At 68.3% G+C, this 25,957-nt stretch carries 20 protein-coding genes; 10 read left to right on the plus strand and 10 right to left on the minus strand.

What is annotated here, in order from left to right; genetic code table 11:
- Positions 1 to 29 precede the first annotated feature (29 nt).
- Complete coding sequence (locus ABDJ85_RS14545) at positions 30 to 674, minus strand: TetR/AcrR family transcriptional regulator (RefSeq protein WP_347705715.1); 645 nt, start codon at positions 672 to 674, stop codon at positions 30 to 32.
- A 349-nt stretch (positions 675 to 1,023) separates the two neighbouring features.
- On the opposite strand from ABDJ85_RS14545, the gene ABDJ85_RS14550 reads away from it, so the two are divergent.
- From ABDJ85_RS14550 to ABDJ85_RS14560, 3 genes are all read left to right on the plus strand, one after another.
- Complete coding sequence (locus ABDJ85_RS14550) at positions 1,024 to 1,581, plus strand: HNH endonuclease (protein ID WP_347705510.1); 558 nt, start codon at positions 1,024 to 1,026, stop codon at positions 1,579 to 1,581.
- Between the two features lie 350 nt (positions 1,582 to 1,931).
- Positions 1,932 to 2,429: an outer membrane lipoprotein gene (locus ABDJ85_RS14555; RefSeq protein ID WP_347705511.1), complete on the plus strand. Its 498-nt coding sequence runs from the start codon at positions 1,932 to 1,934 to the stop codon at positions 2,427 to 2,429.
- A gap of 184 nt (positions 2,430 to 2,613) precedes the next feature.
- Complete coding sequence (locus ABDJ85_RS14560; RefSeq protein ID WP_347705512.1) at positions 2,614 to 3,111, plus strand: 3'-5' exonuclease; 498 nt, start codon at positions 2,614 to 2,616, stop codon at positions 3,109 to 3,111.
- On the opposite strand, the gene ABDJ85_RS14565 is transcribed toward ABDJ85_RS14560, so the two are convergent.
- The 5 genes from ABDJ85_RS14565 to ABDJ85_RS14585 form a co-directional block, all read right to left on the minus strand.
- On the minus strand, positions 3,101 to 4,627 hold the full coding sequence (locus ABDJ85_RS14565) for a malonate--CoA ligase (RefSeq protein WP_347705716.1): 1,527 nt from the start codon (positions 4,625 to 4,627) through the stop codon (positions 3,101 to 3,103). The two genes, ABDJ85_RS14560 and ABDJ85_RS14565, sit on opposite strands and share 11 nt — an antisense overlap.
- The gene (locus ABDJ85_RS14570; protein ID WP_347705513.1) at positions 4,628 to 5,599 is read right to left on the minus strand and encodes a Bug family tripartite tricarboxylate transporter substrate binding protein; all 972 of its coding nucleotides are present in this window, start codon (positions 5,597 to 5,599) and stop codon (positions 4,628 to 4,630) included.
- A gap of 80 nt (positions 5,600 to 5,679) precedes the next feature.
- The gene (locus tag ABDJ85_RS14575) at positions 5,680 to 7,671 is read right to left on the minus strand and encodes a hybrid sensor histidine kinase/response regulator (RefSeq protein WP_347705514.1); all 1,992 of its coding nucleotides are present in this window, start codon (positions 7,669 to 7,671) and stop codon (positions 5,680 to 5,682) included.
- Positions 7,672 to 7,758: 87 nt separating this feature from the next.
- Positions 7,759 to 8,217, minus strand: coding sequence for a globin family protein (locus ABDJ85_RS14580; protein WP_347705515.1), 459 nt, complete (start codon positions 8,215 to 8,217; stop codon positions 7,759 to 7,761).
- Between the two features lie 11 nt (positions 8,218 to 8,228).
- Positions 8,229 to 8,387 (minus strand): hypothetical protein, encoded by a 159-nt coding sequence (locus ABDJ85_RS14585; RefSeq protein ID WP_347705516.1) that lies wholly within the window; start codon positions 8,385 to 8,387, stop codon positions 8,229 to 8,231.
- Positions 8,388 to 8,521: 134 nt separating this feature from the next.
- On the opposite strand from ABDJ85_RS14585, the gene ABDJ85_RS14590 reads away from it, so the two are divergent.
- The 4 genes from ABDJ85_RS14590 to ABDJ85_RS14605 all read left to right on the plus strand — a co-directional run bounded on the left by ABDJ85_RS14590 (position 8,522) and on the right by ABDJ85_RS14605 (position 14,853).
- Complete coding sequence (locus ABDJ85_RS14590; protein WP_347705517.1) at positions 8,522 to 9,292, plus strand: response regulator; 771 nt, start codon at positions 8,522 to 8,524, stop codon at positions 9,290 to 9,292.
- 125 nt (positions 9,293 to 9,417) lie between these two features.
- Positions 9,418 to 11,769: a calcium-binding protein gene (locus ABDJ85_RS14595; protein ID WP_347705518.1), complete on the plus strand. Its 2,352-nt coding sequence runs from the start codon at positions 9,418 to 9,420 to the stop codon at positions 11,767 to 11,769.
- A gap of 91 nt (positions 11,770 to 11,860) precedes the next feature.
- Entirely contained in the window at positions 11,861 to 13,525 is a 1,665-nt protein-coding gene (locus ABDJ85_RS14600) for a type I secretion system permease/ATPase (RefSeq protein ID WP_347705519.1), read from the plus strand.
- A gap of 14 nt (positions 13,526 to 13,539) precedes the next feature.
- Positions 13,540 to 14,853: an HlyD family type I secretion periplasmic adaptor subunit gene (locus ABDJ85_RS14605; RefSeq protein ID WP_347705520.1), complete on the plus strand. Its 1,314-nt coding sequence runs from the start codon at positions 13,540 to 13,542 to the stop codon at positions 14,851 to 14,853.
- Between the two features lie 18 nt (positions 14,854 to 14,871).
- Here the strand turns inward: ABDJ85_RS14605 and ABDJ85_RS14610 are convergent, their stop codons facing one another.
- Entirely contained in the window at positions 14,872 to 15,285 is a 414-nt protein-coding gene (locus ABDJ85_RS14610) for a response regulator (RefSeq protein WP_347705521.1), read from the minus strand.
- A gap of 575 nt (positions 15,286 to 15,860) precedes the next feature.
- Between ABDJ85_RS14610 and uvrA the strand changes: the two genes are divergently transcribed.
- Positions 15,861 to 21,500: an excinuclease ABC subunit UvrA gene (gene uvrA, locus ABDJ85_RS14615; RefSeq protein WP_347705522.1), complete on the plus strand. Its 5,640-nt coding sequence runs from the start codon at positions 15,861 to 15,863 to the stop codon at positions 21,498 to 21,500.
- Positions 21,501 to 21,934: 434 nt separating this feature from the next.
- Here uvrA and ABDJ85_RS14620 read toward each other — a convergent pair whose 3' ends face one another.
- Complete coding sequence (locus tag ABDJ85_RS14620; protein WP_347705523.1) at positions 21,935 to 22,390, minus strand: cupin domain-containing protein; 456 nt, start codon at positions 22,388 to 22,390, stop codon at positions 21,935 to 21,937.
- Positions 22,391 to 22,607: 217 nt separating this feature from the next.
- On the opposite strand from ABDJ85_RS14620, the gene ABDJ85_RS14625 reads away from it, so the two are divergent.
- Both ABDJ85_RS14625 and ABDJ85_RS14630 read left to right on the plus strand, forming a co-directional pair.
- Positions 22,608 to 23,087, plus strand: a complete 480-nt coding sequence (locus tag ABDJ85_RS14625; RefSeq protein WP_347705524.1) for a hypothetical protein — start codon at positions 22,608 to 22,610, stop codon at positions 23,085 to 23,087.
- 157 nt (positions 23,088 to 23,244) lie between these two features.
- On the plus strand, positions 23,245 to 23,862 hold the full coding sequence (locus tag ABDJ85_RS14630) for a LysE family translocator (protein WP_347705525.1): 618 nt from the start codon (positions 23,245 to 23,247) through the stop codon (positions 23,860 to 23,862).
- A 53-nt stretch (positions 23,863 to 23,915) separates the two neighbouring features.
- On the opposite strand, the gene ABDJ85_RS14635 is transcribed toward ABDJ85_RS14630, so the two are convergent.
- Together ABDJ85_RS14635 and ABDJ85_RS14640 are read right to left on the minus strand one after the other, a co-directional pair.
- Entirely contained in the window at positions 23,916 to 25,364 is a 1,449-nt protein-coding gene (locus ABDJ85_RS14635) for an outer membrane protein assembly factor BamB family protein (protein WP_347705526.1), read from the minus strand.
- 88 nt (positions 25,365 to 25,452) lie between these two features.
- Entirely contained in the window at positions 25,453 to 25,779 is a 327-nt protein-coding gene (locus ABDJ85_RS14640; RefSeq protein WP_347705527.1) for a hypothetical protein, read from the minus strand.
- Positions 25,780 to 25,957: the final 178 nt, after the last annotated feature.

The following is a 25,957-nucleotide window of genomic DNA, read 5'->3' on the forward strand; positions in this document are numbered from 1 at the left end:
CTCCTGGGTGAGTGAATCTAAGAAAAGGGTCAGCGGCGAGCCGCTGCGGGTTTGGCAAGCGCCTTGCGGTCCGCCTGGCGGCCCGCATCGGTGGCGTATTGGTTGAGCATCCGCTCGAAGCCCTGGCCCGCCCGCGCCAAGGCACCGGGGTTGCGCAGGAAACGTGCGTCGTGGTGCAGCGACAGGATCAGGCCGTGCAGTTCAAAAAGGATTTGCTCGACATCGGCATCGGGCAGCAGATGGCCCTCCTCCAGCGCGAGCACGATGGCCTTGCGCAGCGCCGACTGCCAGGCCTTGACCATGGACACCAACGCATCGCGCACCGGCCCGGGCCGGTCGTCAAACTCAACGGCGCCGCTGATGTAGAGGCAGCCCGAGTCGATCTCGACCGAGACGCGGCGCACCCAGCGCTCGAACAGCGCACGCAAGCGCGGCAGGCCGCGCGGGTCGCGGATGCTGGCGAAGAAGACTTCTTCCTCGAACTTGCCGTGGTACTCGGCCACCACGGCGATCTGCAATTCTTCGCGCGAGCCGAAGTGGGCGAACACGCCCGACTTGCTCATGCCCGTCACCTCGGCCAGGGCGCCGATGGACAGGCCCTCCAGCCCCATGTGCGAGGCCAGGCCGAGCGCAGCGTCCAGGATGATGGCGCGCGTCTGCTGGCCCTTGTGCATGGAGCGCGCCAAGGCCTCGCGCTTGCGCAGCGAGAGCGGGCGCTCCTTCTTGCTGGACTCGGTCAGGCTGGGCACTGGCGTGGGGTGGAATAAAACGAACGGTCGTTCTATTTTGCAGATTTCACGCGGGTTACACCGCAGCCGCCGCCGGCTTTTTCTAGGGTTGCTGGCCTAAACCCCGGGAAGTCCCCAAGAAAGTCACGGCCCCCCACACGCATTGCCCCGTCTTGAGAGCTGTCAAGCGCTTGCAGTACCCTTGGAGCCTGCGCGGCAGGATTTCACGGTCCTTCGCACGCGCGTGGTTTTCAGTGCTCGTAGGTGTCTGCTTCTTTTCAAGGAGAGTGATCCCGTGGATGTGCTGCAGCTTGACGTATCTGGCCGCCCCCAGGCCTGGATCACCACGCGCGAGGCGGCCGTCCTCTACAGCTGCGACGACGTGGCCTGGACGCTGGGCGAGCCCTGCCAGGTGCTGCGCGGCGGCTGGCAGCGGGTCACGGGGCGGCAGTCCCGCATCGAGGTGCACCCCATCATCGCGGTGCGCGGCGCCATCCCGACCCGCGCCTGGCGCCAGGCGCCCGCGCTCACCAACTCCAAGCTCTTCGCGCGCGACCGTTATGTGTGCGCCTACTGCGGCGGGCTGTTCAACCCGGACATCCTGACCCGCGAGCACATCCACCCCACCTCGCGCGGGGGCCGCGACACCTGGATGAACTGCATCACCGCCTGCCGTCCCTGCAACGGCCGCAAGGGCAGCCGGCTGCCCGAGGAGGCCCACATGAGCCTGCTCTACCTGCCCTACACGCCCAGCCTGCACGAGGACATGATCCTGCGCGGCCGGCGCATCCTGACCGACCAGATGGAATTCCTGCTGGCCAGCGTGCCGCGCTCCAGCCGCTTGCACGGGTAAACCTGGATAAAGCGGCTAGGCGCGTGGGCGGCAGAAATCCAGGCCCGCGTTGGCCCCGGAAGGGGGGCGAGGCAAGGCGCAGCGCGCCGTCCGGGGTAGGCCCCCGGACAAGCGGTGCAACGCCGAATCGCCCCCCTTCCGGGGCCAACCCTTCGGGCCGGGGCGAGTTGCGGGGCCACTCGTCGTTGCCGGCTCGTTGTTGGGGCCGATCCAACGCCTCGCCGGCGTCTAGATTGGCCCAGCAACTCACCCCGGCGCGGGCCTGGATTTCTGCCGCCCACGCTCCAAGGCCGTCAACGGCTCAGCAGGCTCATCCGTTGGGCGGCGATCTGCTGTCCCTGGAGCCCCAGATGTCTCGTCTTGCCCTGCCCACCGTGATCGCCCTGGCCTTGGCCCTGAGCGCCTGCGCCACCTCCAACCCCGACGTCATCGGCCGGCATGAAGCCCAGCGCATGTCGCAGGTGCTGGATGCAACGGTGCTCTCCAGCCGCCCGGTCGTGGTGGAAGGCAACCAGAGCGGTGTCGGCGCCGTGGCTGGCGGCGTGGTGGGCGCCATCAGTGGCGGCTCGGTCGGCGGCCGGCGTGAGGGCCAGGTGGCTGGCGTGCTCGGCGCGGTGGCCGGGGCCGTGATCGGCAATGCCATCGAGCGCAGCACCACGCGTGAATCGGCGGTCGAGATCCTGCTGCAACTGCGCAATGGCGAGCGTCGCTCGGTCGTGCAGGCCCAGGGTTCTGAGCAATTTGCACCGGGCGAGGCCGTGATCCTGGTCACAACTGGTGGCAAGACGCGCGTGATGCGTGCGCCGCCTGTCACGGCCGCGCCGCCGGCGCCTGCCGCCAGCCATTGACCGTGCCAAGCGCCGGGGGCCACACTCCGCCACGCGGAGGTGAGGCAGGTCCGGCGTTCGTGCTCAGCGACTGAGCACGGCGGGCTGCGGCTGCTACCGCCGCGTCAAGGCCGATCAGCCCGCCCATGCCCACCCACACTCAACATCGCAGCCCATGCCCAGGCGCCTTTCAAAGGCGCGGGGCATGAGCGCGCTGCCCGCCATCCTCGACATCGAAGCCTCGGGCTTTGGCCGTGGCAGCTATCCCATCGAGATCGGCTTTGTCGACCCGGACGGCGCGCTCTTTTGCACCCTGATCCAGCCCGAGCCCGACTGGGTCCACTGGGACGCCTCGGCCGAGCAATTGCACGGCATCCAGCGCGAGCTGCTGCTGCAGCACGGCAAGCCTGCCGCCTGGGTGGCCCAAGAGGTCAACAAGCGCCTGGCCGGCCAGACGGTGTACTGCGACGCCTGGGGCCACGACTACGCCTGGCTCTCGCGCCTCTATGACGCCGCCGAGCGCTCACCCAGCTTCAAGCTCGAAGACCTGCGCTGCCTGCTGACCGACGACGAAGCGGCCCGCTGGCACGCCACCAACGATGCGGTGCGTGAACGCCAGGCCCTGCGCCGTCACCGCGCCAGCAGCGACGCCAAGGTGCTGCAACTCACCCTGGCCGAGCTGCGTCGCCGCGTTACCGCTTGAACAGTGCCTGACGCGCGGCGCGCAGCAGGTTCTTCTGCACCTTGCCCATCGCGTTGCGCGGCAGCTCGGGCACCACGTCCACCTGCTTGGGCACCTTGAAGCCCGCAATGCGCGCCTTGAGCGCCGCAATCAAGCCAGCGGCATCCACCGCCTGCCCCGGCCGCGCCGTCACCACGGCAACGACTGCCTCGCCAAAGTCTGGGTGCGGCACGCCGATCACAGCCGACTCGGCCACGCCGGGCATCTCGTTCAAGTAGCTCTCGATCTCGGCCGGGTAGACGTTGAAGCCGCCGGTGATGATGACGTCCTTGCTGCGGCCCACGATGGTGAGGTAGCGCTTGGCATCGAAGCGCCCGACGTCGCCGGTCTTGAACCAACCGTCCGCGGTGAACTCTTCAGCCGTCTTTTCCGGCAAGCGCCAGTAGCCCGAGAACACATTGGGCCCCGAGACCTGCACGTCGCCGATCTCGTCAACACCGCATGCGCTGCCATCCGCCCGCACCACGCGCACGCGCACGCCAGGCAAGGCCGGGCCCACCGTGCCACCCACGCGCGTGCCATCGGCAGCGCGGCAGGGGTTGGAGGTGAGCATCACGGTCTCGCTCATGCCGTAGCGCTCCAGGATCGCATGGCCGGTGCGCGCCTCGAAGTCCTTGAACGTCTCGATCAAGAGCGGCGCCGAGCCGCTGATGAAGAGCCGCATCTGGCGGCAGGCCTCGCGCGTGAGCGTGGCCTCGGCCAGCAGGCGCACATAGAGCGTGGGCACGCCCATGAAGACGGTGGCGCGGGGCAGGCGCTCGATCACCGCGCGCGGGTCAAAGCGGTTGAGCCACAGCATGGTGCTGCCATTGAGCAAGGCGCCGTGTGAGGCCACGAAGAGCCCGTGCACATGGAAGATGGGCAGTGCGTGGATCAGCACGTCGCCCGGCTTCCAGTCCCAGTAGGTTTTGAGCGTCTGGGCGTTGGACAGCAAATTGCCGTGACTCAGCATCGCGCCCTTGCTGCGCCCCGTGGTGCCGCTGGTGTAGAGGATGGCGGCCAGGTCGTCGGCCTTGCGCGCCACGGGCGTGTGCGCATCGGGCATCTGCGCCGCACGGTCCAGCAGGGTGCCGCTGCGGTCGTCGTTGAGCGTGAAGACATAGGCCGTGCCCAGCTGGAAGGCCAGCTTGCTCACCCACCCGAAGTTGCGCCCCGCGCACACCACCACGGCCGGCTCAGCGTCACGCAGAAAGTGATCCAGCTCGGCCTGCTGGTAGGCCGGGTTGAGCGGCAGGTAGACGAGGCCAGCGCGCAGCACCGCCAGATAGAGCAGCAGCGCCTCGACGCTCTTGTCGGTGTGCGCCGCCACCCGGCTGCCGGCCGGCAGGTCGAGCGAAGCCAGCAGGTTGGCCAGCATGGCCGACGCACGGTCCAGGTCACGCCAGGTGTAGAGCGCACCTTCGGCATCGATGGCCGTGCGTTCCAGGTCGGCCGGGAAGCCCTGACGCAGGGCGGTGAACAGGTTCATGGTGTTGATTCAATCCAATCGTGCGCCAGAGCGCTTGACGACCTCGGCCCAGCGCCGCGTCTCGGCCGTGACGAACTGGCCAAAGGCCTCGCCGTAGAGGTTGGGCGGCTCGGTGCCCAGGCCGATCCAGATCTGGCGCAGGTCCTCGTTGGCAAAGGCCTTGCGCAGCTCGGCCTGCATGGCGGCCACCAGCTCCTTGGGCGTGCCCTTGGGCGCCCAGAGGCCGTACCAGGTGGCCACCTCGTAGCCAGGCACGCCGGCCTCGGCGGCGGTGGGGATGTCGGGGAAGCCGGGCGCGCGCTTCGTGCCCGCCACGGCCAGGGCCTTGATGCGGCCGGAGCGGATGTGCTGAGCTGAGGAGCCCAAGCCGTCGAACATCAGGTCCACCTGGCCGGCGATCAGGTCCTGCAGTGCAGGCCCGGCGCCCCGGTAGGGGATGTGGGTGATGAAGGTTTGCGTCTGCATCTTGAACAGCTCACCCGCCAGGTGGTGCGAGGTGCCGTTGCCGGCGGAGCCGTAGTTCAGGGCGCCGGGCTTGGCGCGCAGGGTGGCGAGCAGGCCCTTCAGGTCAGCCACCGGCACCTTGCCCGGGTGCACCACCACCACCTGCGGCACGCTGGAGATCAGGCCCACGGGGATGAAGTCGCTGTCCAGCTTGTAGTCCAGCTTGGGGTACATGGCTGGCGCGATGGCATGGTGCACCGCGCCCATGAAGAAGGTGTAGCCATCGGGCGCCGCCTTGGCCGCCACGCTGGCACCCAGCGTGCCGCCGGCACCGCCCTTGTTGTCGATGATGAACTGCTGGCCCGTCTGGCGCGTGAGCACCGCTGTCAGCGGCCGCGCAAAGGTGTCCGTGCCACCCCCGGCCGGGAAGGGCACGACCCAGGTGACGGGCCGCGTAGGCCAGGCCGGGCTCTGGGCCTGGGCGGGGAGAGAAACGGCGGCAGCTGTAAGGGCTGCCAGGGCAATGCGGCGGTGCATCAAGACGAACTCCGTGAGCCAAAGGACCTGCCCATTCTTGGGCCGCCCGGCGGCTCCGCCTACACAGGCTTTCCTGACCCCTATTGCTCCAGCAGCTGTCTCACGCGTGACAGCAAATCGGCCTTGGCAAAGGGCTTGTTCAGGCTGTCGCAGCGCGTCTCGTCGAGGAACTGGCGCGCGCTGGCCGACAGGGTGTCGCCCGTCACAAAGAGCATGCGCCGCGCGAGCGCCGGGTACTGGCGCTTGACCTCGCGCCACAGCCGCGCGCCATCGAGGTCGGGCATGTGCAGGTCGCTGATGATGGCGTCGAAGCGCGCCTCGGCCAGCATGGCCAGCGCCACCGCGCCGGACTCGGCCGTCATCACCTCAAAGCCCACGCCCTCCAGCATCTCGCTCATCAGCTCGACGATCTCGGGCTCGTCGTCCACCACCAGCAGGCGGGCCGAGCCCTCGGTCGACGCGGCCAGCGGCGCCGGCTCGGAGTCCAGCACCTCACGCTCGCCACTCACCGGCAGTTGCAGGCAGAAGCAGGCGCCCTCGCCTTGCGGCAGCAGCATCAGCTCGCCGCCATGCTCGCGGGCGATGGAGCGCGACACCGCCAGCCCCAGGCCCGTGCCCATGCCCTCGCTCTTGGTGGTGAAGAAGGGCTCAAAGATGCGGTCCTGCACCTCGCGGCGGATGCCGGGGCCGTTGTCACGCACGTGCAGCCACACGCGGGGGGAGCGGCGGCGGTCCATGTTGGAAGTCGGCGTGAGGCCGGTGGAGACGGTGATGCGCCGCACGCCGTCGCGCCCGGTCAGCGCCTGCTGCGCATTGACCAGCAGGTTGAGCACGATCTGGCCGATCTGGTCGGCATCGGCATTCACGCTCGGCAAACCCGGCAGCAGGTCGGGCTCGATCTCGATGCCATGGCTGCGCAGCGCATAGCCCAGCATGTCAATGGCTGCGGTGGCCAGGTCGTTGAGCGAGACCTCGGTGCGGTTGGCCGGCCGGCTGCGCGCCATGTTCAGGAAGGTGCGCACGATGCGGCCGCAGCGCTCGGCCGCCTCGTTGATGCGCTGGGCATCCGCCGCCAGCGCCTGGCCCGAGAGCTTCTCGGCCAGCAGGGCCGCGCGGCCCATGACGATGGACAGCGGGTTGTTCAGCTCGTGCGCCACGCCGGCCAGCAGGCTGCCCATGGCGGTCAGCTTCTCGCTCTGGCGCAGGGCCTCACGCTGGCGCTCGATCTCGGTCTGCGCGGCCTGGCGCTCTGACAGGTCGAACAGCGAGGCCGTGTAGAAGGTCTCGGTGCCCACCGCCGTGCGCCACAGGATCATCTCGATCGGGAATTCACTGCCATCGGCCCGCAAGGCCGACATCTCGACCCGCTGGCCCATCACCCGCGCCTCGCCCCCGCTCGACACGCGCGCCATGCCGGCGTTGTGGGCGCTGCGGTAGCGCTCGGGGATCATGACCTCGGCCACCGAGCGGCCAATGGCCTGCTCGCGCGGCAGCCCGAACATGGCCACTGCGGCGGGGTTGAACTCGACCACGATGCCTCGGGCATCGGTGGACACCAGGGCCGCCATCGCGTTGTCGAAGATGCTGGACTTGAGCGCCTCGCTGGCCTCCAGCTCCTGCACCTTGGCCGACAGCTCGGCGTCGCGCAGCTTCAGCTCGGTCACGTCGAGGCTGACCACGATGATGGCCTGCGGCTCGCCGCTCTGGCAGTCCACCGGGATCAGGTGCTCGCGCATGTAGCGCCGGCCGGCGCCCGAGAGCTCGATCCAGCCCTCCCAGGCCACGGTCTGCCCGCTGGCCAGGCGCCCGCGCACCGACTCGTAGGCGCTGTAGGCCATGCTGCCGATGATGCGGGCGATGGGTTGCTCCAGCACCTGCACCGGGTGCAGGCCCGTGAACTTGAAGAACTCGTTGTTGGCCCAGACCAGGCGCTCGTTCACGTCCAGCACCACCACCCGCGCCGGCACGGCCTCCAGCAGCTGGGTCAGCAGCTGCATGGTGGCCGAGAGCACGCCATCGAGGCGGCCGGCCCCGCCATCGGGGGTGGGGTGGAACTTGAAGGCGTCAGTCATGGGGCGTCGTGTCGAGGGCCTGCCGCTGGAAGCGGGCGATCATAAAGACGCCGGCCCCAGCGCCCGAGGCAGCGCCGCTCAAGCCGCTCAAGCTGCTTGCGGCAGCGTGAGCCCAAAGCCCGGCAAGGCCGGCGGTGCCAGGGCGGCCGCCCCGCGTTGCATGGTGGTGGCAACGAGGGTGTACATCGCCGTCCAGGCCTCGCGCAGCTCGGGCGTGAAAGCGGCCCCGAGGCCGGCGTCCAGCGTGTCCAGCAGCGCAGCGCCCACGGTGTCGTAGTGCGCAGCCTGCACGCCGTAGCCGGCATGGCGCACGCCCAGTTGCAGCAGCACCGGCTCCAGCGCGGCGGGGCGGTCCAGCAGGGCCACGGCGGCGGCAATCATCTGCATCAGGCGCTCGCCCTGTTCACGCGGGTTGCCGCGGAACAGCGGGCGCAAGGCGGGGTCACGCTCAAAGAGGCGGGCATAGAAGGCCTCGGCCACCTGCTCGGCCATCGGCACCAAGGGTTCAAAGCTGGCGCGGACGGCCTGGATCTGTTGGGGGGTCATGAAAAGCTCCTTCAGTGGTGGAGCCATTGCTCGGCCACGGGGCCCAGCAAGGCAAGGATGAACAGGCCGGCCCAGAAGCCGCGCGGCGTGCGGCCGGCTTGGAAGGGCGCAGGGACGGGGGTGAGGAGGTCTTCCACGTCCTCATAGAAAGCTTCGCTGCGGTAGTGCATGGCGGTCTCCGGTTGTCGATGTCGCCACTGTCTGCGCGGCGGGTTTCAGGCTTGCTTCAACCCAAGGCCGGCTGTGTTGCGTTTGTTTCAGCCGCCGGCGAGGCCCGGCCCGGCCTGCCTATGATTTGCCCGCCATGCCTCAGACCACCCCCGCTCCTACCGTGCTCGTCGTGGACGACGAACCCGAACTGCGCGCCTTGCTGGCCGAGTACTTCGGCCGCAATGGCTTCATCGTCATGCAGGCCGAGAACGCCGCCGTCGCGCGCGAGCTCGTGGCCGAGCAGGTGCCCGACGCCGCCGTGCTGGACATCAACATGCCGGGCGAGAACGGCCTCTCGCTGGCCCGCGCGCTGCGCGAGAGCCACCCCCAGATCGGCCTCTTGATGCTGACCACGGCGGGCGAGGCCATCGACCGCATCGTCGGCCTGGAAGTGGGCGCCGACGACTACGTGGCCAAGCCCTTCGAGCTGCGCGAGCTGCTGGCCCGCGTGCGCGCCGTGCTGCGCCGCTTGCAGGTCGGGGCTGCGGCTGCGACGACCACACCGACCGCCCCGGCCACGCCGACCGCGCAAGCCGCAGCCACCGGCCATCCAGACCGCGTGCCCTTCGGGATCTGCCAGCTCGATCTCATGCAGCGCAAGCTCTTTGGCGCCGAGGGCCAGGAGATCGACATCACTGCGGCCGAGTTCGACCTGCTCGCACTCTTTGCCCGCCACCCCAACCGGCCGCTCAACCGTGACCAGATCATGGAGCAGGCGCACAACCGGGGCTGGGACGTGTTTGACCGCAGCATTGACCTGCGCATCATGCGGCTGCGCCGCAAGATCGAGCGCAACCCCGACAAGCCCGAGGTCATCAAGACCGTGCGCAACGTCGGCTATGTCTACGTACCAGGCAACCATTGAAACGAACCGGGACGGCGCGTGAAGCCTGATTGATACGCGCGCTTTCGAGACTGCTCCCTGTTGGCAACGCACCGGTCATCGCCGGTCCGCCACCAGATCTCAAACCAACCTACTTTGGAGCAGCCATGATCAAGTCCCTCACCCCCGTCCTCGGCGATCTCGACAACGGCATCGTCACGTCCAGCCTCGGCAGCGTCAGCATGACGATCAATGCCAACGGCAAGCCCCAGAGCGTCGTGCGCAGCATGCAGCAGTACGACCTCAGCGACTTCATCGACGAAGTCACCGCCACCACCAACGCCGACGCCATCTACGCCGAAGCCGGCGACGACAAGATCTACGGCGACGCGGGCGACGACTACATCAACGGCGGTGCCGGCATGGACACGCTCTACGGCGGCGCCGGCAATGACCACCTGGTCGGCGGCCTCGGCGGCGACTACCTGCAGGGCGACGCCGGCAACGACGTGCTCGAAGGCGGCGCTGGCCTCGACACCCTGCGCGGCGGCGAGGGCGACGACCTCTACATCGTCTGGGACAACGACACCATCACCGAGTACAGCGGCCAGGGCACGGACACCGTGTCCAGCGCGCTCAAGACCTACACCCTGGGCGCCAACATCGAGAACCTGATCGCCGACACCAGCCAGGGCGTGATGAACTTCGACTTCACCGGCAACGAGCTCGACAACCGCATCACCGGCGGCGCCAACAGCTACGACGTGCTGCGCGGCGGCGCCGGCAATGACACGCTCGACGGCGGCGCCGGCGGCGACACCCTGATCGGTGGCACCGGCAACGACCGCTACTACGTGGACGACGCCAACGACGAGGTCTTCGAGAAGGCCGGTGAAGGCACCGACACCGTCTACGCCACGGTCTCGCGCCAGATCGAGTTCCAGGTCGAGAACCTCGTGTTCGAGAACAAGCCCGGCGCGCCCACCACCGGCTACGTCGGCTATGGCAATGACCTGGGCAACACCCTCATGGGCGCCAACGGCGACGACAAGCTCTACGGCCTGGGCGGCAGTGACTACATCAACGGCGGCGCCGGCAACAACACGCTCTACGGCGGCCAGGGCGATGACTTCTACACCCTCTGGCTGGGCAACGACACCGTGGTCGAGTACGCCGGCGAAGGCACCGACCTGATCTCCAGCAACCTCGCCACCACCACCTTGCCCGACAACGTCGAGAACCTGGAGTTCTTCGTCACCGTGTCGGGCGGCCAGGTCACCGGCACCACCAAGTTCACCGGCATCGGCAATGCGCTGGACAACACCCTCAAGGGCTGGGACTCCGACGACGTGCTGCAGGGCATGGACGGCAATGACCACCTGTTTGGCGGTGACGGCAACGACAAGCTCGAAGGCGGCAATGGCGACGACTACCTGGACGGCGGCGCCGGCACCAACAAGCTGATCGGCGGTGCGGGCAACGACACCTATCTGGTGACCGACATGCTCAAGACCACGATCACCGAGGCCGCGGACGGCGGCTTCGACACCATGGTCAGCTACGACGCCAACTTCACCATGCCCAAGAACGTCGAGGCCGTGCGCTACGACGGCACCGGCCACTTCCAGGTCTGGGGCAACGAGAGCGACAACAGCATTTCGGGCAGCAAGGCGGGCACCAACTACCTGAAGGGCGGCGCCGGCAATGACCTGCTGATCGGTGGCTCCGACGACGACTACCTGAACGGCGACGAAGGCAACGACACCATGCAAGGCGGCGCGGGTGACGACAAGTACTACGTCGACAGCTACGGCGACAAAGTCATCGAACTGGCCGATGGCGGCACATTCGACAGCGTCTACACCGCGCTGGCGAGCTACCAGATGGACGCCAACGTCGATCGCCTCTACCTGACGGACGCCGGCAACCACACCGCCTACGGCAGCGCCGAGAAGAACGTCATGTACGGCAACGACGGCGTGGACACGCTGTTCGGCATGAACGGCGACGACGCGCTCGTGGGTGACTCCGGCAACGACTTCCTGTACGGCGGCAACGGCAACGACACCCTGTACGGCGATACCGGCAACGACACCCTCGCCGGCGGCGCCGGGGACGACCGCATCTACGGCGGCGACGGCGACGACCTGATCAACGGCGGCACCGGCAACGACATCCTGCTGGGCGAGGCAGGCAAGGACGTCTTCCAGTTCAGCCAGTTCATCGCTGGCACGGGCAGCGCCATCCACGGCTTCGTCAAGGGCGAGGACAAGATCGACCTCAGCAAGTTCGACGGCAACCTCAGCGTGGCCGGTGACCAGCAGATGGCCTTCTCCTTCAACGGCCAGTTGGTCGGTGGCGGCCAGGGCAGCTTCTGTGTCGAAAAGATCGTGGGCGACTACGGCTGGAAGTACACGACCCTGCATGTCGACGTGACCGGCGACGGACAGCGCGACTTCGACATCACGCTCGCGGGATCCGACTTCTACAACCTCTCGATGAGCGACTTCGTGATGTGACCCGCCCGGTGAAACAAATGAAACCCGGCCCGAAGCCGGCTTGAAACCATGGCCCGCAACACTGCGGGCCATGTCATTTCAAGAGGTCGTCATGCCTGCCCTGCCCTCGATCCCACGCTCGGTGCAACTGCGCCAGCAACTCACCCGCCACGCCGGGCCCTTTGCCATCTTCAGCCTGGCGCTGACAGCCCTGCTGCTGGCCCCCACGCTCTACATGCTCCAGGTCTATGACCGCGTGCTCACCACACGCAACGAGACCACCCTGGTGGTGCTGACCCTGCTGGTGCTCGGCGTCTACGGCCTGACCGTGGCGCTGGAGGCCGTGCGCGCGGCCGTGTCGGCGCGGCTGACGGCCCAGGCCGACGCGGCGCTGGCGCCGGTGGTCTTCGAGGCCTCGCTGCAACCGCGCCCCGAGGCCTCGGCCCTGCTGCTGGCCGGTGACCTCGGCGTGCTGCGCCAGGCCCTGGCCGGGCCGCTGCCGGCGCTGGCTTTCGACCTGCCGCTGGGCGCCGTCTTCCTCCTTGTCGCGGGCTTGATCGACGTCTGGCTCGGCACCTTCATCGCGGCCTCGGTCGCCCTGCTCGTGGGCCTCGCGCTGTGGCAAGAGCAGCGCCTGCGAGAACCCACGCGCCTGGCCCAGCTGCAATCCACCGAGGCCCAGCAGGCACTGCAAGAAGCCGCCCGCCAGGCCGAGACCGTGCGTGCGCTCTCGATGGCCGACCGCGTGGGCCAGCGCTGGCTGCAATTGCACCAGGCCGCCAGCGCCCGCCAGCTCGGCACCAGTGCCGAGGCCGGCCGCATCAACGCGCTGCAGCGCCTGGCCCGGCTGGCGCTGCAATCGCTGGGCCTGGGCCTCGGCGCTTGGCTGGTGCTGGAGCAACGCATCAGCCCCGCCATGATGATGGCCTGCACCCTGCTGCTGGGCCGCGCGATGGCGCCCTGGGAGAGCCTGATCCAGCAAGGCCGCCAACTCAGCGCACTGCGCCAGAGCTGGCCTCGCCTGCGTGAGGCGCTGGACCGCCCCGCTGAAGCCGACCCCCTGCCCCTGCCCGCCGCACGCGGTACGCTGTCGGCCGAAGGCCTGAGCCTCAGCCTCGACGGCCAGGCGCCCCTGCTGGCTGAGCTGGCGCTGGACGTGAAGCCGGGCGAGACGGTCGCCATCGTCGGGCCCAGCGGCTGCGGCAAGTCCAGCCTGGTGCGCCTGCTCAGCGGCGCACAGCCGCCCAGCAGCGGCTGTGTGCGGCTCGATGGCGCCGAGCTGGCCCAGTGGCCGGCCGCCCAGCGCGCCGCCGCCCTCGGTGTGTTGCCGCAGGACGTGCAGTTCTTTGACGGCAGCGTGGCCGAGAACATCGCCCGGCTGCAGGCCCTGGACACCGACGAAGCCCGTGCCGCCGTCGTCCGAGCCGCGCAGACGGCCGGCGTGCACGAGCTGATCCTGCGCTTGCCCGAGGGCTACCAGACGCGCCTCGGCCCCCAGGGCCTGCCGCTATCCGGCGGCCAGCGCCAGCGCCTGGGTCTCGCCCGCGCGCTGTTTGGCGAGCCTGCCGTGCTGCTGCTGGACGAACCCAACGCCCACCTCGACGAAGCCGGTGAACAAGCGCTGAAGCGCGCCGTGCTGGCCCACAAGGCGGCGGGCCGCAGCACCGTGTTCGTCACCCATCGCCAAAGCCTGCTGGCCGTGGCCGACCGCGTGCTGCTGCTGCGCGACGGCCGCCTGCAAGCCCTGACCCCACGCCCCGCCCTGCGCACCGCCTGACCCTGGAGATCATCATGCAAGCCACAGCGCTCACGACACCTCACGACGAACTCAACACCCTTATCAAGCGCAGCCTGCGCTGGTTGGCCCTGGGCCTGGGTGGGTTGGTGCTGGCCGCCGCCCTGGCGCCGGTGGACCAAGCCCTGCCAGGCCAAGGCAACCTGGCCGCCGCCTCGCAGCGCAAGAGCGTGCAGCCCGCCCTGGGCGGCACCGTGCGCGCCATCCACGTCGCTGAAGGCGCCAGCGTCAAAGCCGGGCAACTGCTGGTCGAACTCGACGTCACCGCCGCCCAAGCCGAGCTGGCCTCGGTGCGCCGCCAGGGCTTGCTGGTGGCCGCCAGCCGCGAGCGCCTCGCGACCCTGCTGCAAGACCGCAGCAGCCTGCAGTTCTCGGCCGCGCTGCAGCAGCGCGCCCAGGGCGTGGACGGCGGCGCCGACCTGCTCGCCACCCAGCAGGCCCTGTTCCGCAGCCTGGTGCTGGCGCAGCAGGAGAGCCGCACCCAGCTGGGCGCCCGCCGCGCACAGCTGGCCCGCGAGTCCGAAGGCCAGCTGGCCAGCCTGACCGAGCAGCGCGCGCAAGGCGCCTTGGTCAAGCAGCAAACCGCCCAGCTCGAAGACCTGGCCCGCCAGGGCTACTACCCCCGCCTCAAGCTGGCCGACGCGCAGCGCCAGCTGCACGCCAGCCAGCAGGAGGAAGCCCGCAGCCTGGCCGAGATCGCGCGCCTGCAGGAGGCCGCCCGCGAGGCCAATGCCGCGCTGGCCCACCAGGGCGCCGAGGCCCGCCGCGACTGGCAGGCCGAGCTGCTGGAGGCCGAGCGCCAGGGCGACCAGCTCGGCGCCCGCGCCGCCGCGCTGGAGCAGCAGATCCAGCAAGCCCGCCTCGTGGCGCCGGTGGACGGCGTGGTGGTGGCGCTGGCCGTACACACCGTGGGCGGTGTGGTGCAAGCCGGCCAGACCCTGATGGAGTTGGTACCGAGCAGCGACGAGCTGGTGGTGGAGAGCCGCTTTGCACTGCAGGCCGGCGAGAAGCTGCATGCCGGCCAGCCGGCCGACCTGGTCTTCACCAGCCTCGACCGCACCCGCACCCCGCTGCTGCATGGCCAGGTCTTGACGGTGAGTGCCGACAAGCTGGACGACACCCGCAACGGCGCCAGCTACCTGCGCGTGCGCGTGGCCCTGCCGCCGGCCGAGCGTGCACGCCTGGAGGGCGTGGAGCTGCGCGCCGGCTTGCCGGTGGATGTGATGGTGAAGCTCGGCGAGCGCTCGCTGCTCGCCTGGTGGCTCAAGCCCCTGAGCGACCGCCTGGGCCGCACGTTCAGCGAGGCCTGAGCCGTCCTGGGCCTGGCTTTACTGCGCCGACGGCAGGTTCAGCCAGCGCTGCAGGTGCTTGCGCAGCGAGGCAAAGTCGAGCGGCTTGGTCAGGTGCTCGTCCATGCCGGCCTCCAGGCTGGCGCAGACATCGGCATCCAGCGCGTGGGCGGTGAGCGCCAGGATGGGGAAGGCGGCCAACTGCCCCTCACGCTGCAAGTTGCGCAGGCGGCGGGCGCACTCCAGGCCGTCCATGCCGGGCATCTGGATGTCCATCAGCACCAGGTCGGGCACCTGGCGCGTGCAGGCATCGAGCGCCTCCTGGCCGTCAGCGGCCAGCACGGCCACCACACCCATCATGTTCAGGAATTCGAGTGCGACGACTTGATTGACCGGGTTGTCCTCCACCAGGAGGACACGGGGCCGTGAGCCCTCGTCCAGCGACAACCGCACCTCGGCAGCGACGAACCCACTCCGTCCTGCCTCTCCCCCTTGCGATGCACTCAAACCAGCCCCCCTGGGTGCACTGATCTGGGCAAGCGCTGTTTTGAGCACTACGTCCATTCGGATCTCACTGCCTCTGCACTACTGGCGACCTTTTCTTGGACCGCCTTGATGAATCGAACGATTGTTGCGCCGCCGCCGCCGGGGCGCAACCATCCACCCCTAGTTCGCCCCGGCCCCAAGGGCCTGTTAACACTACGGGAATGGGTCGCGTTGTGACCAAAACAATCGCAGGCAAGGCGCAAACCGCAAGTCGGGGTCGGCCCCCGACGAGGATTTGCAACGCCGCATGCGGTTGTTTTGGTCACACCCCTTCGGGAAGGCCCGCCACAAGGGGCCACTCGGCGTTGCACCTCTAGCCCGCACGCGAGTGCGGGCGGCGAGCTGCGCCTTGATTGGCCCCTTGTGGCGGGCCTTCGCAACCCATTCCCGTAGTGTTAACAGGCCCTAGCCACCTTGCCCCTGCTGACAAATTGAGGCGGCCCGCGTTCCTAGAATGCTCGGCCCCCACCGCATAAACCCCAATGTCTGAGCCCAAGTCCGACGGCCTGATCCGCATCCGAGGCGCCCGACAGCACAACCTCAAGAACCTGGATATCGACCTGCGCACGGCAGAGTTGACCGTCGTCACGGGCCCCTCGGGCTCGGGCAAGTCCAGCCTGGTGTTCGACACCCTCTATGCCGAGGGCCAGCGCCGCTACGTGGAAACGTTTTCGGCCTACGCGCGGCAGTTCCTCGACCGCATGGACCGGCCCGCCGTGGACAAGGTGGACGGCGTGCCCCCAGCCATCGCCATCGACCAGACCAACCCGGTGCGCACCAGCCGCTCCACGGTCGGGACGATGACCGAGCTGAACGACCACCTCAAGCTCCTCTTCGCCCGCGCCGGACAGCTTTTTGACAGGCAGACCGCCCTGCCCGTCCGGCACGACACGCCCGCCACCATCCTGGACGACCTGCAAGCCCGCGCCGCCGCCGCCGACAACCCGCGCCTGGTGCTGACCTTCCCGGTCGAACTGCCGGCCAACACCACGGCCGCCCAGGTGGAGCAGTGGCTGTCGGCCAGCGGCTTCACGCGCGTGCAGGCCGAGCGCGAGGTGGACGGCAAGAAGCTGCTCGACGTGGTGGCCGACCGCTTCCGCCTGCAAGGGGCCGACACCCAGCGCGTGATGGAAGCCATCGAGACCGCCTTGAAGCGCGGCACCGGGCGGCTCAACGTCTACGCGGGCGATGCGGGTGAGCAGCTTTGGAAATATTCGACCGGCCTGCACTGCCCCGAAAGCGACCTGCGCTACGCCGACCCGCAGCCGGCCCTGTTCTCCTTCAACTCGGCCTTTGGCGCCTGCGAGAGCTGCCGGGGCTTTGGCCGGGTGATCGGCGTGGACCTGGGCCTCGTCATCCCCGACGACAAGAAGACCCTGCGCAACGGCGCCATCAAGCCCATGCAGACGCCGGCGTGGAAGGACTGCCAGGACGACCTGCTCAAGTACGCCGGTGAGGCCGGCATCCCGCGCGACACGCCCTGGAAGGACCTCTCCGCCGAGCACCGCAAGTGGGTCATCGACGGCACGCCCAACTGGAGCGGCAACTGGAACAAGCAGTGGTACGGGGTCAAGCGCTTCTTCGACTACCTGGAGAGCAAGGCCTACAAGATGCACATCCGGGTGCTGCTGTCCAAGTACCGCAGCTACACCGAATGCCCATCCTGCCGGGGCGCGCGCCTCAAGACCGAGGCCCTGCTGTGGCGCGTGGGCAGCAAGCCGCTGGCCGACACCGCCCTGCCGCCGGCCCAGCGCTTTTTGCCTGTTGGCGCGCCATGGTCGCGTGATCAGTTGGAGGCCTTGCCCGGCCTCAGCCTGCACGACCTGATGCAACTGCCCCTGCACCGCCTGCGCGACTTTGTCGAGCAGTTGCAGCTGCCCAGCACCATGCTGGACGAAGCGCTGAAGCTGCTGCTCGGCGAGATCCGCCACCGCACGCGCTACCTGTGCGACGTGGGCCTGGGCTACCTCACTCTTGACCGCCAAAGCCGCACCCTGTCGGGCGGCGAGGTGCAGCGCATCAACCTCACCACCGCGCTCGGCACCAGTCTGGTCAACACGCTCTTCGTGCTGGATGAGCCCAGCATCGGCCTGCACCCACGCGACATGAACCGCATCGTGCAGGCCATGCACCGGCTGCGCGACGCGGGCAACACCCTCGTCGTCGTCGAGCACGACCCCGCCGTGATGCTCGCTGCCGACCGCCTCATCGACATGGGCCCCGGCCCCGGCAAGCTGGGTGGCCAGATCGTCTTCGACGGCACGCCCGAGCAGGTGCGCGCGGCCGACACCCTCACCGGCGCCTACCTCGGCGCGCGCAAACACGTGGGCATGGGGCTCAAGCGCCTGGTCGAGGCCAATACCCCGAAGCTCATCCTGCAGCGCGCCACCGAGCACAACCTGAAATCGGTGACGGTCGAGTTCCCGCTGCAGCGCTTCGTCGTCGTCACCGGCGTCTCGGGCTCGGGCAAGAGCACGCTGATGCAGGACGTGCTGGCCCCCGCGCTGGCCCGCCACTTCGGCAAGGCGACTGAATCCCCAGGCGCGCACGAGGCCCTGCTGGGCGCTGAGCAATTGGCCGACGCCGTCTTCGTCGACCAGTCCCCCATCGGCAAAACCGCGCGCTCCAACCCGGCCAGCTACGTCGGCGCCTTCGACGAGATCCGCAAGCTGTTTGCCGACACCTCGCTGGCCCGCGAGCGCAGCTACACGGCCGGGCACTTCTCCTTCAACGCCGGCGACGGCCGCTGCCCCACCTGCGGCGGCTCGGGCTTCGAGCACGTGGAGATGCAGTTCCTCTCCGACGTCTACCTGCGCTGCCCGGATTGCGATGGCAAGCGCTTCCGCGCCGAGCTGCTGGATGTGAAGCTGGGCCTCAAGACATCTCAGCTGAGCGTGTCCGATGTGCTCGAACTCACCGTCGCCGAGGCCGTGCAGCTGTTCAGTGACCACCGCGCCGTGGTCGCCAAGCTGCAGCCCATCGTCGATGTGGGGCTGGACTACGTCACCCTCGGCCAGCCCGTGCCCACACTCTCGGGCGGCGAGGCCCAGCGGCTCAAGCTCGCCGGCTTCCTGGCCGAGGCCGCCGCGTCGCCGCGCTTTGGCGTGGCCAAGAAGGGCACGCTCTTCCTCTTTGACGAGCCCACCACCGGCCTGCACTTTGACGACATCGCCAAGCTCATGCGCGCGCTGCGCAAACTGCTGGCGGCGGGGCACTCGCTCATCCTCATCGAGCACAACCTCGACGTCATCCGCGCGGCCGACTGGCTGATCGACCTCGGCCCCGAGGGCGGTGAAGACGGCGGCGAGATCGTCTGCCAGGGCACGCCCGAAGACGTGGCCCGCCACCCCACCTCGCACACCGCCATCGCCCTGCGCGACTACGCGCTGCAGATGGACCGCCCGCCCGTCACGGTGGAGGAAGGCCGCCCGCTGCAAAGCCTGCTGCGCGCCCGCCGCGCCGCGCAGAGCGAGGCCATCCGCGTCGTCAACGCCCGCGAGCACAACCTCAAGGGCGTGAGCGTGGACATCCCGCGCGGCAAGTTCAACGTCGTCACCGGCGTCTCGGGCTCAGGCAAGAGCACGCTGGCCTTTGACATCCTCTTCAACGAGGGTCAGCGCCGTTATCTCGAATCCCTCAACGCCTACGCCCGCAGCATCGTGCAGCCGGCCGGGCGGCCCGAGGTCGATGCGGTCTGGGGCATTCCGCCCACGGTCGCCATCGAGCAGCGCCTCTCGCGCGGCGGCCGCAAGAGCACCGTCGCCACCACCACCGAGGTCTGGCACTTCCTCAGGCTTCTGTACGTCAAGCTCGGCGTGCAGCGCTGCATCCACGACGGCGCACCCGTGCGGCCGCAGAGCGTCGAGTCCATCGCCGCGCAGCTGCTGCGCGACTATCGCGGCCAGCACGTTGGCCTGCTCGCGCCCCTGGTCGTCAACCGCAAGGGCGTCTACACCGACCTCGCCAAATGGGCCAAGACCCGGGGCCACACGCATTTGCGCGTGGACGGCGAGTTCCTGCCCACCGCCAACTTCCCGCGCATCGACCGCTTCAAGGAGCACACCCTGGAGCTGCCCGTGGGCGACCTCGTCGTCACGCCCGAGGCCGAGCCTCAGTTGCGCGAGCTGCTGGCCAAGTCGCTCGACATCGGCAAGGGTGTGCTGCACCTGCTGGCCCCGCTCGACGGCCTCAAGCTTGACGAAGGCAGCACCGGCGCGGGCATCGGCACGCTCAGGGTCTTCAGCACCAAGCGCGCCTGCCCCACCTGCGGCACCAGCTACCCCGAGCTCGACCCGCGCCTCTTCTCCTACAACTCCAAGCACGGCTGGTGCGGCCACTGTGTGGGCACGGGCCTGGCCCTGTCGCGCGAGCAGCGCAAGCAGCTGGACGACAGCGTGCAGGGGGACGACAACCGGGGCCGCGAGCAGTCCTTCCCGTCCGAAGAGGCCGAGGTCGAAGGCCTGGCCGACACCCCCTGCCCCGAGTGCCACGGCAGCCGCCTCAACGCCACCGCGCGCAGCGTCGAGTTCGATCAGCACACCATCGCCACCGTTGCCGCCTGGAGCGTGCGCCAGGCCCGCGAGTGGGTCGCTGGCCTCAAGCTTGAAGGGCGTGACGCCGACATCGCGCGCGACGTGGTCAGCGAGATCCGCGGACGCCTGGAGTTCCTGGAAGACGTCGGCCTTGGCTACCTCACGCTCGACCGCGCCGCGCCCACGCTCTCGGGCGGCGAGGCCCAGCGCATCCGGCTCGCGGCCCAGCTGGGCAGCAACCTGCAAGGCGTCTGCTACGTGCTCGACGAGCCCACCATCGGCCTGCACCCGCGCGACAACCAGATCCTGCTCAAGGCCCTGGCCACCCTGGGCGACAAGGGCAACACCCTCGTCGTCGTCGAGCACGACGAAGACACCATCCGCCGCGCCGACCATTTGATCGACATCGGCCCCGGCGCCGGCAAACGCGGTGGCCGCGTCGTAGCCCAAGGCACCGCCGCTGACCTCGCCAAGGTGGCCGACTCCACCACCGGCCGCATGCTGTCCCACCCCCTCATCCACCCGCTGCAACCCCGCCGCGCGGTGGACGCCGACACGCCCCGTCTCAAGGTACTGAACGCCAGCCTGCACAACCTGCGCGGCCTTGACGTGGACGTGCCCCTGCAGCGCCTGGTGGCCGTCACCGGCGTCTCAGGCTCGGGCAAGAGCACGCTCGCGCGCGACGTGCTGCTGGCCAATATGGCCATGGCCGTGCCGCTGCGCAAAGCACCTTCCAACTGGACCGGCTGCGCCGGCATCGAAGGCCACGCCCAGGTGGACCGCGTGCTGGAGGTCGACCAGACCCCCATCGGCAAGACCCCGCGCTCCTGCCCCGCCACCTACATCGGTTTCTGGGACGCCATCCGCAAGCTCTTCGCCGAGACGCTCGAAGCAAAGGCACGCGGCTACGCGGCCGGCCGCTTCAGCTTCAACACCGGCGCCGGCCGCTGCCCGGGGTGCGAAGGCCAGGGCATGAAGACCATCGAGATGAGCTTCCTGCCCGACGTCAAGGTGCCCTGCGACCAATGCCACGGCCAACGCTTCAACCCCGAGACCCTCGGCGTCACCTGGCGCGGCAAGAACATCGGCGACGTGCTCGCCATGGAGGTCGATGAAGCCGTGGACTTCTTCGCCGCCATGCCCGCCATCGCCCACCCGCTGCAGTTGTTGAAGGACGTGGGCCTGGGCTACCTCACCCTCGGCCAACCCAGCCCCACCCTCTCAGGCGGCGAGGCCCAGCGCATCAAGCTGGTGTCCGAGCTGGTCAAGGTGCGCGACGACGTGACCCGACGCGGGCAGAAGCCGCCGCACACGCTGTACGTGTTGGATGAGCCCACTGTCGGCCTGCACATGGCCGACGTTGAGAAGCTGATTCGTGTGCTGCACCGGCTGGTGGACGGCGGGCACTCCGTCGTCGTCATCGAGCATGACCTGGATGTGATCGCCGAGGCGGACTGGGTGCTGGACCTGGGGCCGGAGGGTGGGACGGCGGGTGGGCAGCTCGTTGTGGCTGGGACGCCGGAGGGGGTGGTGGCGTCGGGGAGTCATACGGGGGTGGCGTTGAAGGCGGTGTTGGCGCGGGTCGCCTAAGAACGGCTTCATTGCTAGCGCTAATCTAGTCAAAGATCAGGGCTCCCAACTATCGGAGCAACCGATGAATCACTCGGATCTTGTTCATGTCATCGACTTTCGCAATAAGGCGAATTGCAATCGAATTGAATCAGCAGAACCAGGCGAAGAGCTTGAAATTCTTGTTCGCTTAGAGGCACCGCACACCTCCCCAAGCGTCCGCGCAAGAGGATGGCGAAGCCTGGATGGCGAGTCATTTGAAGTCACGGTTCCCACGCGAGATGGCCCAGAAGCGCATTCGTGGACGTGGGAGTTCTTGATGGCCTGTCTTCCGCATTTGCGCGAGTCTCTGCGAGTCCGGTAGCTAGGTAGGGCGGGTCGCTGACCCGCCAATGCGGCGTCGGGCCAAACCTCCACTATCCGCTCCGCAGCGCGCGCCGTCGCTTGCCGCCCGGTCAGGGGTACGGTGTGCCGTCTTTATGGACGAAGCGTCCGTCGCGGTTTGAACTCATCAGGTCGATGTCAGAGCAGGTGGTGAGGTCGTCTGGATGCCTTGAGCCCACCTCAAGGTACACGGCGACCGCCGAGCTGTGATTCCGCAGATGGTGCCCGTTGCCCGTGCCCTGGGGGAAGGCGGCGCACTCACCAGCTCGAAGTACGGTCTCGCCCTCGTGCTCGACCAGGGTCAGTTCGCCCTCGAGCACGTACACGAACTCGTCTTCGTGGCTGTGCCAATGGCGTTGACTGGACCACTTGCCTGGCGGCAGCGTCATCAGGTTGACGCCGAACGCCTGCAGCTTGCCGGCATCTCCCAGCCTTTGCCGCGTGCGGCCGGCGCAAGCGTCGTTGAAGGCTGCGGGGTAGCCCGTGCCTATGTGAATCGGGACAGCAGAAATGTCGACCTTGGGCATCGTTGCGAACCTCGGTGGGCCTTTGTGCGACCTGGTGCCGTGTGTCTGCGTGGGTGGACGGCGCCGCGAGGGGGAATGTAAGCCCGGCGGCGTCCACCTACGCAGTCTGCATAGCATTACTGCGGCGCGCGCAACTTTTAACGCCGGGCGAACTCAGGTGAAAGCCGCCTCCTGGGCCGGTAGCAACACTGGAGGCCTTGAACTTCAGGAGTTATCTGTGATCCAAGTAGGACGTATTCGCGGGCTGTGGGCGGCGCTGTCGCTCGCGGCGGCATCGACGGTCGCCCAGGCTACCGACATTGCGCTGACGCTGGATGTGAGCGACGTGGCGTCGTGCAAGCCCGATGGAGGCTTGAACGTGGATACCGCCTTCATTCGATCTGCTGCCATGCAGGCTCTGAGCGCGAAGGGCTACCGTGTGGTCCCTCAGCCGACTGGCCCGGTCGGTTTGGAGTTGCTGCTGCAGGTTTCGCTGTGTCAGAACGTCCGCGCAGCAGCGACCCTGGGCTACGCGGCCTCGGTGGGCTTCTTCTACCGGTCCAACGGGACCTCAGCGGCCGCCGATACCAAGCGCGTGGCGTTCAACTACGGCTCAGCGCTGGTGGCGTTTGGCGGCGATGCGGCCAACGACCAGGGCGCCAAGCTGAGGGCGGAACTGGTCAAGGTGATGAAAGCCGTGGTGAACGCGGGCGGCTGACCGCTGGTGTCGGGCCGCCCAAGACTTCACGCCGCTGGCCGACCTCCCGCCTCGTAGGGCGGGTCGATGACCCGCGCATGATTTCTTTCGGGCATGGCTGCCCAGCAGGCGTACAAACGTGCCTCCGCGTCTCCGCGCTTCCTGCCCAAGCCCTGCCATGCTCACGCCCGAATTCCTGCTCACCTCGCTCATCGTCGTGCTCATCCCCGGCACGGGCGTGCTGTTCACGGTTTCTGCGGGCCTGACGCAAGGCCGCATGGCCAGTGTGTATGCAGCGCTGGGCTGCACGCTGGGCATCGTGCCGCACCTGCTGGCCACGGTCCTGGGTTTGGCAGCGGTGTTGCACACCAGCGCGCTGGCATTCGAGGCCCTGCGCTTGGCGGGGGTGCTTTACCTGTTCTATGTGGCCTTCGCCACCTGGCGGGATCGGTCGGCCTTTGCAGTGGACTCGCGAGCGCCGCGCAGCTCTCGCGCAAGGCTGGTGGTCAAAGCACTGCTGCTGAACATCCTCAACCCCAAGCTGACGCTGTTCTTCCTGGCCTTCCTGCCGCAGTTCGTGCCGGCCGACGCGGCCCACCCGTTGGTCACGCTGCTGGGCCTGAGCGGGGTCTTCATGGCCATGACCTTTGCGGTGTTCGTCGTCTATGGCCTGCTGGCCCACGCCTTCCGCCGCTCAGTCATCGAGTCGAGCACCGTGCAGGCCTGGCTGCGGCGCAGCTTCGCGGCGGCATTTGCGGGGCTGGGGCTGAAGTTGGCTTTGAGCGAGCGCGGCTGAGGCTGCGGCGCCGGTTCGGCAGCTCTGCTGCGGTGCAGCGGGGCTTCAGGGTCTCACGGCCTCGGCGCCTCATTGCCCGGCGGCCTCTGCCGCAGATTGAACGCAATCACATCGAACGGGTAGGTGTCTTGAGCGATATAGAGGGTGCCGTTTTCGGACACCGCCATACGCCCCGAGGCTGGGTATTGCCATACCGCTTTGTGGGTGTTGAGGTCGATCGCGTAGGTCATGTCTTCCAGGCCCACGAAAGCGAGCGTGCCCACAACAAGCAGCGGCGCGTCCTTGCGCAAATTGGTGTGCCGAGTGGGCCCACGCCATGTCCAGAGCACAGCGCCGGTCTCAGGATCGAGCGCTGTCAAGGTCCGGTCTGAGGTCTGCACCAGCACCGCACCCGCCGCCAACACGGGGTTGCTGATTGCACCAACCGGCGCGGACCACAACCTGCGCATGCCGACGGCGTCGTAAGCGACCACGCGGGGCACGCGGGGCGAGCCATCCAAGGCAAGGTAGTCCGAGACGTAGACCCGGCCTGAATCTCCCACCACGGGAGAGCTGTCGAGGTCCCAGATGTTGACTGTGGGATCAGGCTTGGCTGGAGCTACCGAGCCAAGTAGCGCCCCGCTCGTGGCATCGAGGACCCACAAGGTCTGGCGGTCAAACACGTACGCCCGGCCACCCGACACGGCGGGCGCCCAGCTGTTGGTGCTGACGGTGGACAAGGCCCGGTCCGGCGTGGTGGACCACTCGAACGCGCCGGACTGGCCATCGCGCCGCGCAACTTGCACGCCATAGCCGTCCTGGTAGTACACCTTGGCACCTACCGTCACCGGCGTCCCATGCACCTGTGAAGAAGCGTAGCCAAAGGCCTGTTTGAACAGCGTCGCTCCGGTGCGTGCGTCAAGCGACAGCAACCAGTCCTGAGCCTCAATCAACGGCTTGGACCGCACCCAGATGCGGTCGCCGTCGATGGCTGCACCGCCGTGGGCGAATGTGGGACTGCCGCTGATCGTGGCATCTTGATACCGCCAGAGTTCGGCACCGGAGTCTTCGGAAAGCGCCTTCAAGACACCGAAGCTCCTGGGAGGCGGAGGGAGGAAAACGCGACCATTGGCCGCTGTGACGGTGCCAGCCGAAAGTCCACTGACGACCCAGCGCCGGCTGATGGCCTGTGCACTGATGGATGCTTGCACCGCACCGGTGTGGGCCGGATCGCCTTGGTAAGCAGTCCAGCCCGTGCTGCCGGGCAGAACGGCCAAAGTTGGCCGTGAATCGCTGCTCGCGACGGTGATCTTGTAGGGCAGGATCCAGGGCGACCCTGGCAGCGGGTCGCGGCAGGTGTCGGCGGAGTCCCTGCACAAGCGGACCTCGAACTGGCCGACGTACTGACGGGGCGCAAGGTTGCTCCGGATCGTGGCCCGCGCCTGGTAGCGATTGCCACCCAGCGCTTCGACAGGAACGACTGTCTCGACCACCCCCGTCGAGTCGAACACGGCGATGTTCACCGCAGGGTCGATGTCCTGGGTGGCACTCCCCAGCACCCAGAAGGTCGGCGCCTGCCCCGGATAGACCGTGATCTGGGGAACGAGGTTTTCAATGGTCAGCCAGGCTCCTGCGGGAGCGGGAGCGGGAGCGGGAGCGGGAGCGGGAGCGGGAGCGGGAGCGGGAGCGGGAGCCGGTGCCGGTGCCGGTGCCGGTGCTGGTGCTGGTGCTGGTGCTGGTGCTGGTGCTGGTGCTGGTGCTGGTGCTGGTGCTGGTGCTGGTGCTGGTGCTGGTGCTGGTGCTGGTGCAGCGCCAGACGTCGATCCACCGCCTCCCCCACAGCCAGTGGCGGCCACGACGAGCGACAGGCCCACGCAGGGCAACAAGCCGGGTAGCAATCGCCCGCTCGGCGTCTTCTTCATCTTGGATCTCCCTCACATCGCGCGTCCCGCGCGAAGCGCCGCACTGTAGCCGGCCAAGCAGCTGGCGCAGCACCCCTGAAACCGGCGTCGCTCGCTGTTTGACGCAGCAGACCGGACCGACGACCGGCGTGGGCGCCGTAGCCTCTGCAGCGGCCTCGCCGCCAGCATCTACCATCGCTTCAAGCCCGATGGGC

It is taken from the genome of Roseateles paludis (genome assembly GCF_039872745.1).
Taxonomy (GTDB): domain Bacteria; phylum Pseudomonadota; class Gammaproteobacteria; order Burkholderiales; family Burkholderiaceae_C; genus Pelomonas; species Pelomonas paludis.

Coding starts and splice junctions, on each gene's coding strand:
- ABDJ85_RS14570 (WP_347705513.1), bottom strand. CDS start 5,599: ATGCACCGCCGCATTGCCCTGGCAGCCCTTACAGCTGCCGCCGTTTCT.
- ABDJ85_RS14555 (WP_347705511.1), top strand. CDS start 1,932: ATGTCTCGTCTTGCCCTGCCCACCGTGATCGCCCTGGCCTTGGCCCTG.
- ABDJ85_RS14560 (WP_347705512.1), top strand. CDS start 2,614: ATGAGCGCGCTGCCCGCCATCCTCGACATCGAAGCCTCGGGCTTTGGC.
- ABDJ85_RS14585 (WP_347705516.1), bottom strand. CDS start 8,387: ATGCACTACCGCAGCGAAGCTTTCTATGAGGACGTGGAAGACCTCCTC.
- uvrA (WP_347705522.1), top strand. CDS start 15,861: ATGTCTGAGCCCAAGTCCGACGGCCTGATCCGCATCCGAGGCGCCCGA.
- ABDJ85_RS14545 (WP_347705715.1), bottom strand. CDS start 674: ATGCACAAGGGCCAGCAGACGCGCGCCATCATCCTGGACGCTGCGCTC.
- ABDJ85_RS14630 (WP_347705525.1), top strand. CDS start 23,245: ATGCTCACGCCCGAATTCCTGCTCACCTCGCTCATCGTCGTGCTCATC.
- ABDJ85_RS14620 (WP_347705523.1), bottom strand. CDS start 22,390: ATGCCCAAGGTCGACATTTCTGCTGTCCCGATTCACATAGGCACGGGC.
- ABDJ85_RS14595 (WP_347705518.1), top strand. CDS start 9,418: ATGATCAAGTCCCTCACCCCCGTCCTCGGCGATCTCGACAACGGCATC.
- ABDJ85_RS14600 (WP_347705519.1), top strand. CDS start 11,861: ATGCCTGCCCTGCCCTCGATCCCACGCTCGGTGCAACTGCGCCAGCAA.
- ABDJ85_RS14590 (WP_347705517.1), top strand. CDS start 8,522: ATGCCTCAGACCACCCCCGCTCCTACCGTGCTCGTCGTGGACGACGAA.
- ABDJ85_RS14575 (WP_347705514.1), bottom strand. CDS start 7,671: ATGACTGACGCCTTCAAGTTCCACCCCACCCCCGATGGCGGGGCCGGC.
- ABDJ85_RS14605 (WP_347705520.1), top strand. CDS start 13,540: ATGCAAGCCACAGCGCTCACGACACCTCACGACGAACTCAACACCCTT.
- ABDJ85_RS14580 (WP_347705515.1), bottom strand. CDS start 8,217: ATGACCCCCCAACAGATCCAGGCCGTCCGCGCCAGCTTTGAACCCTTG.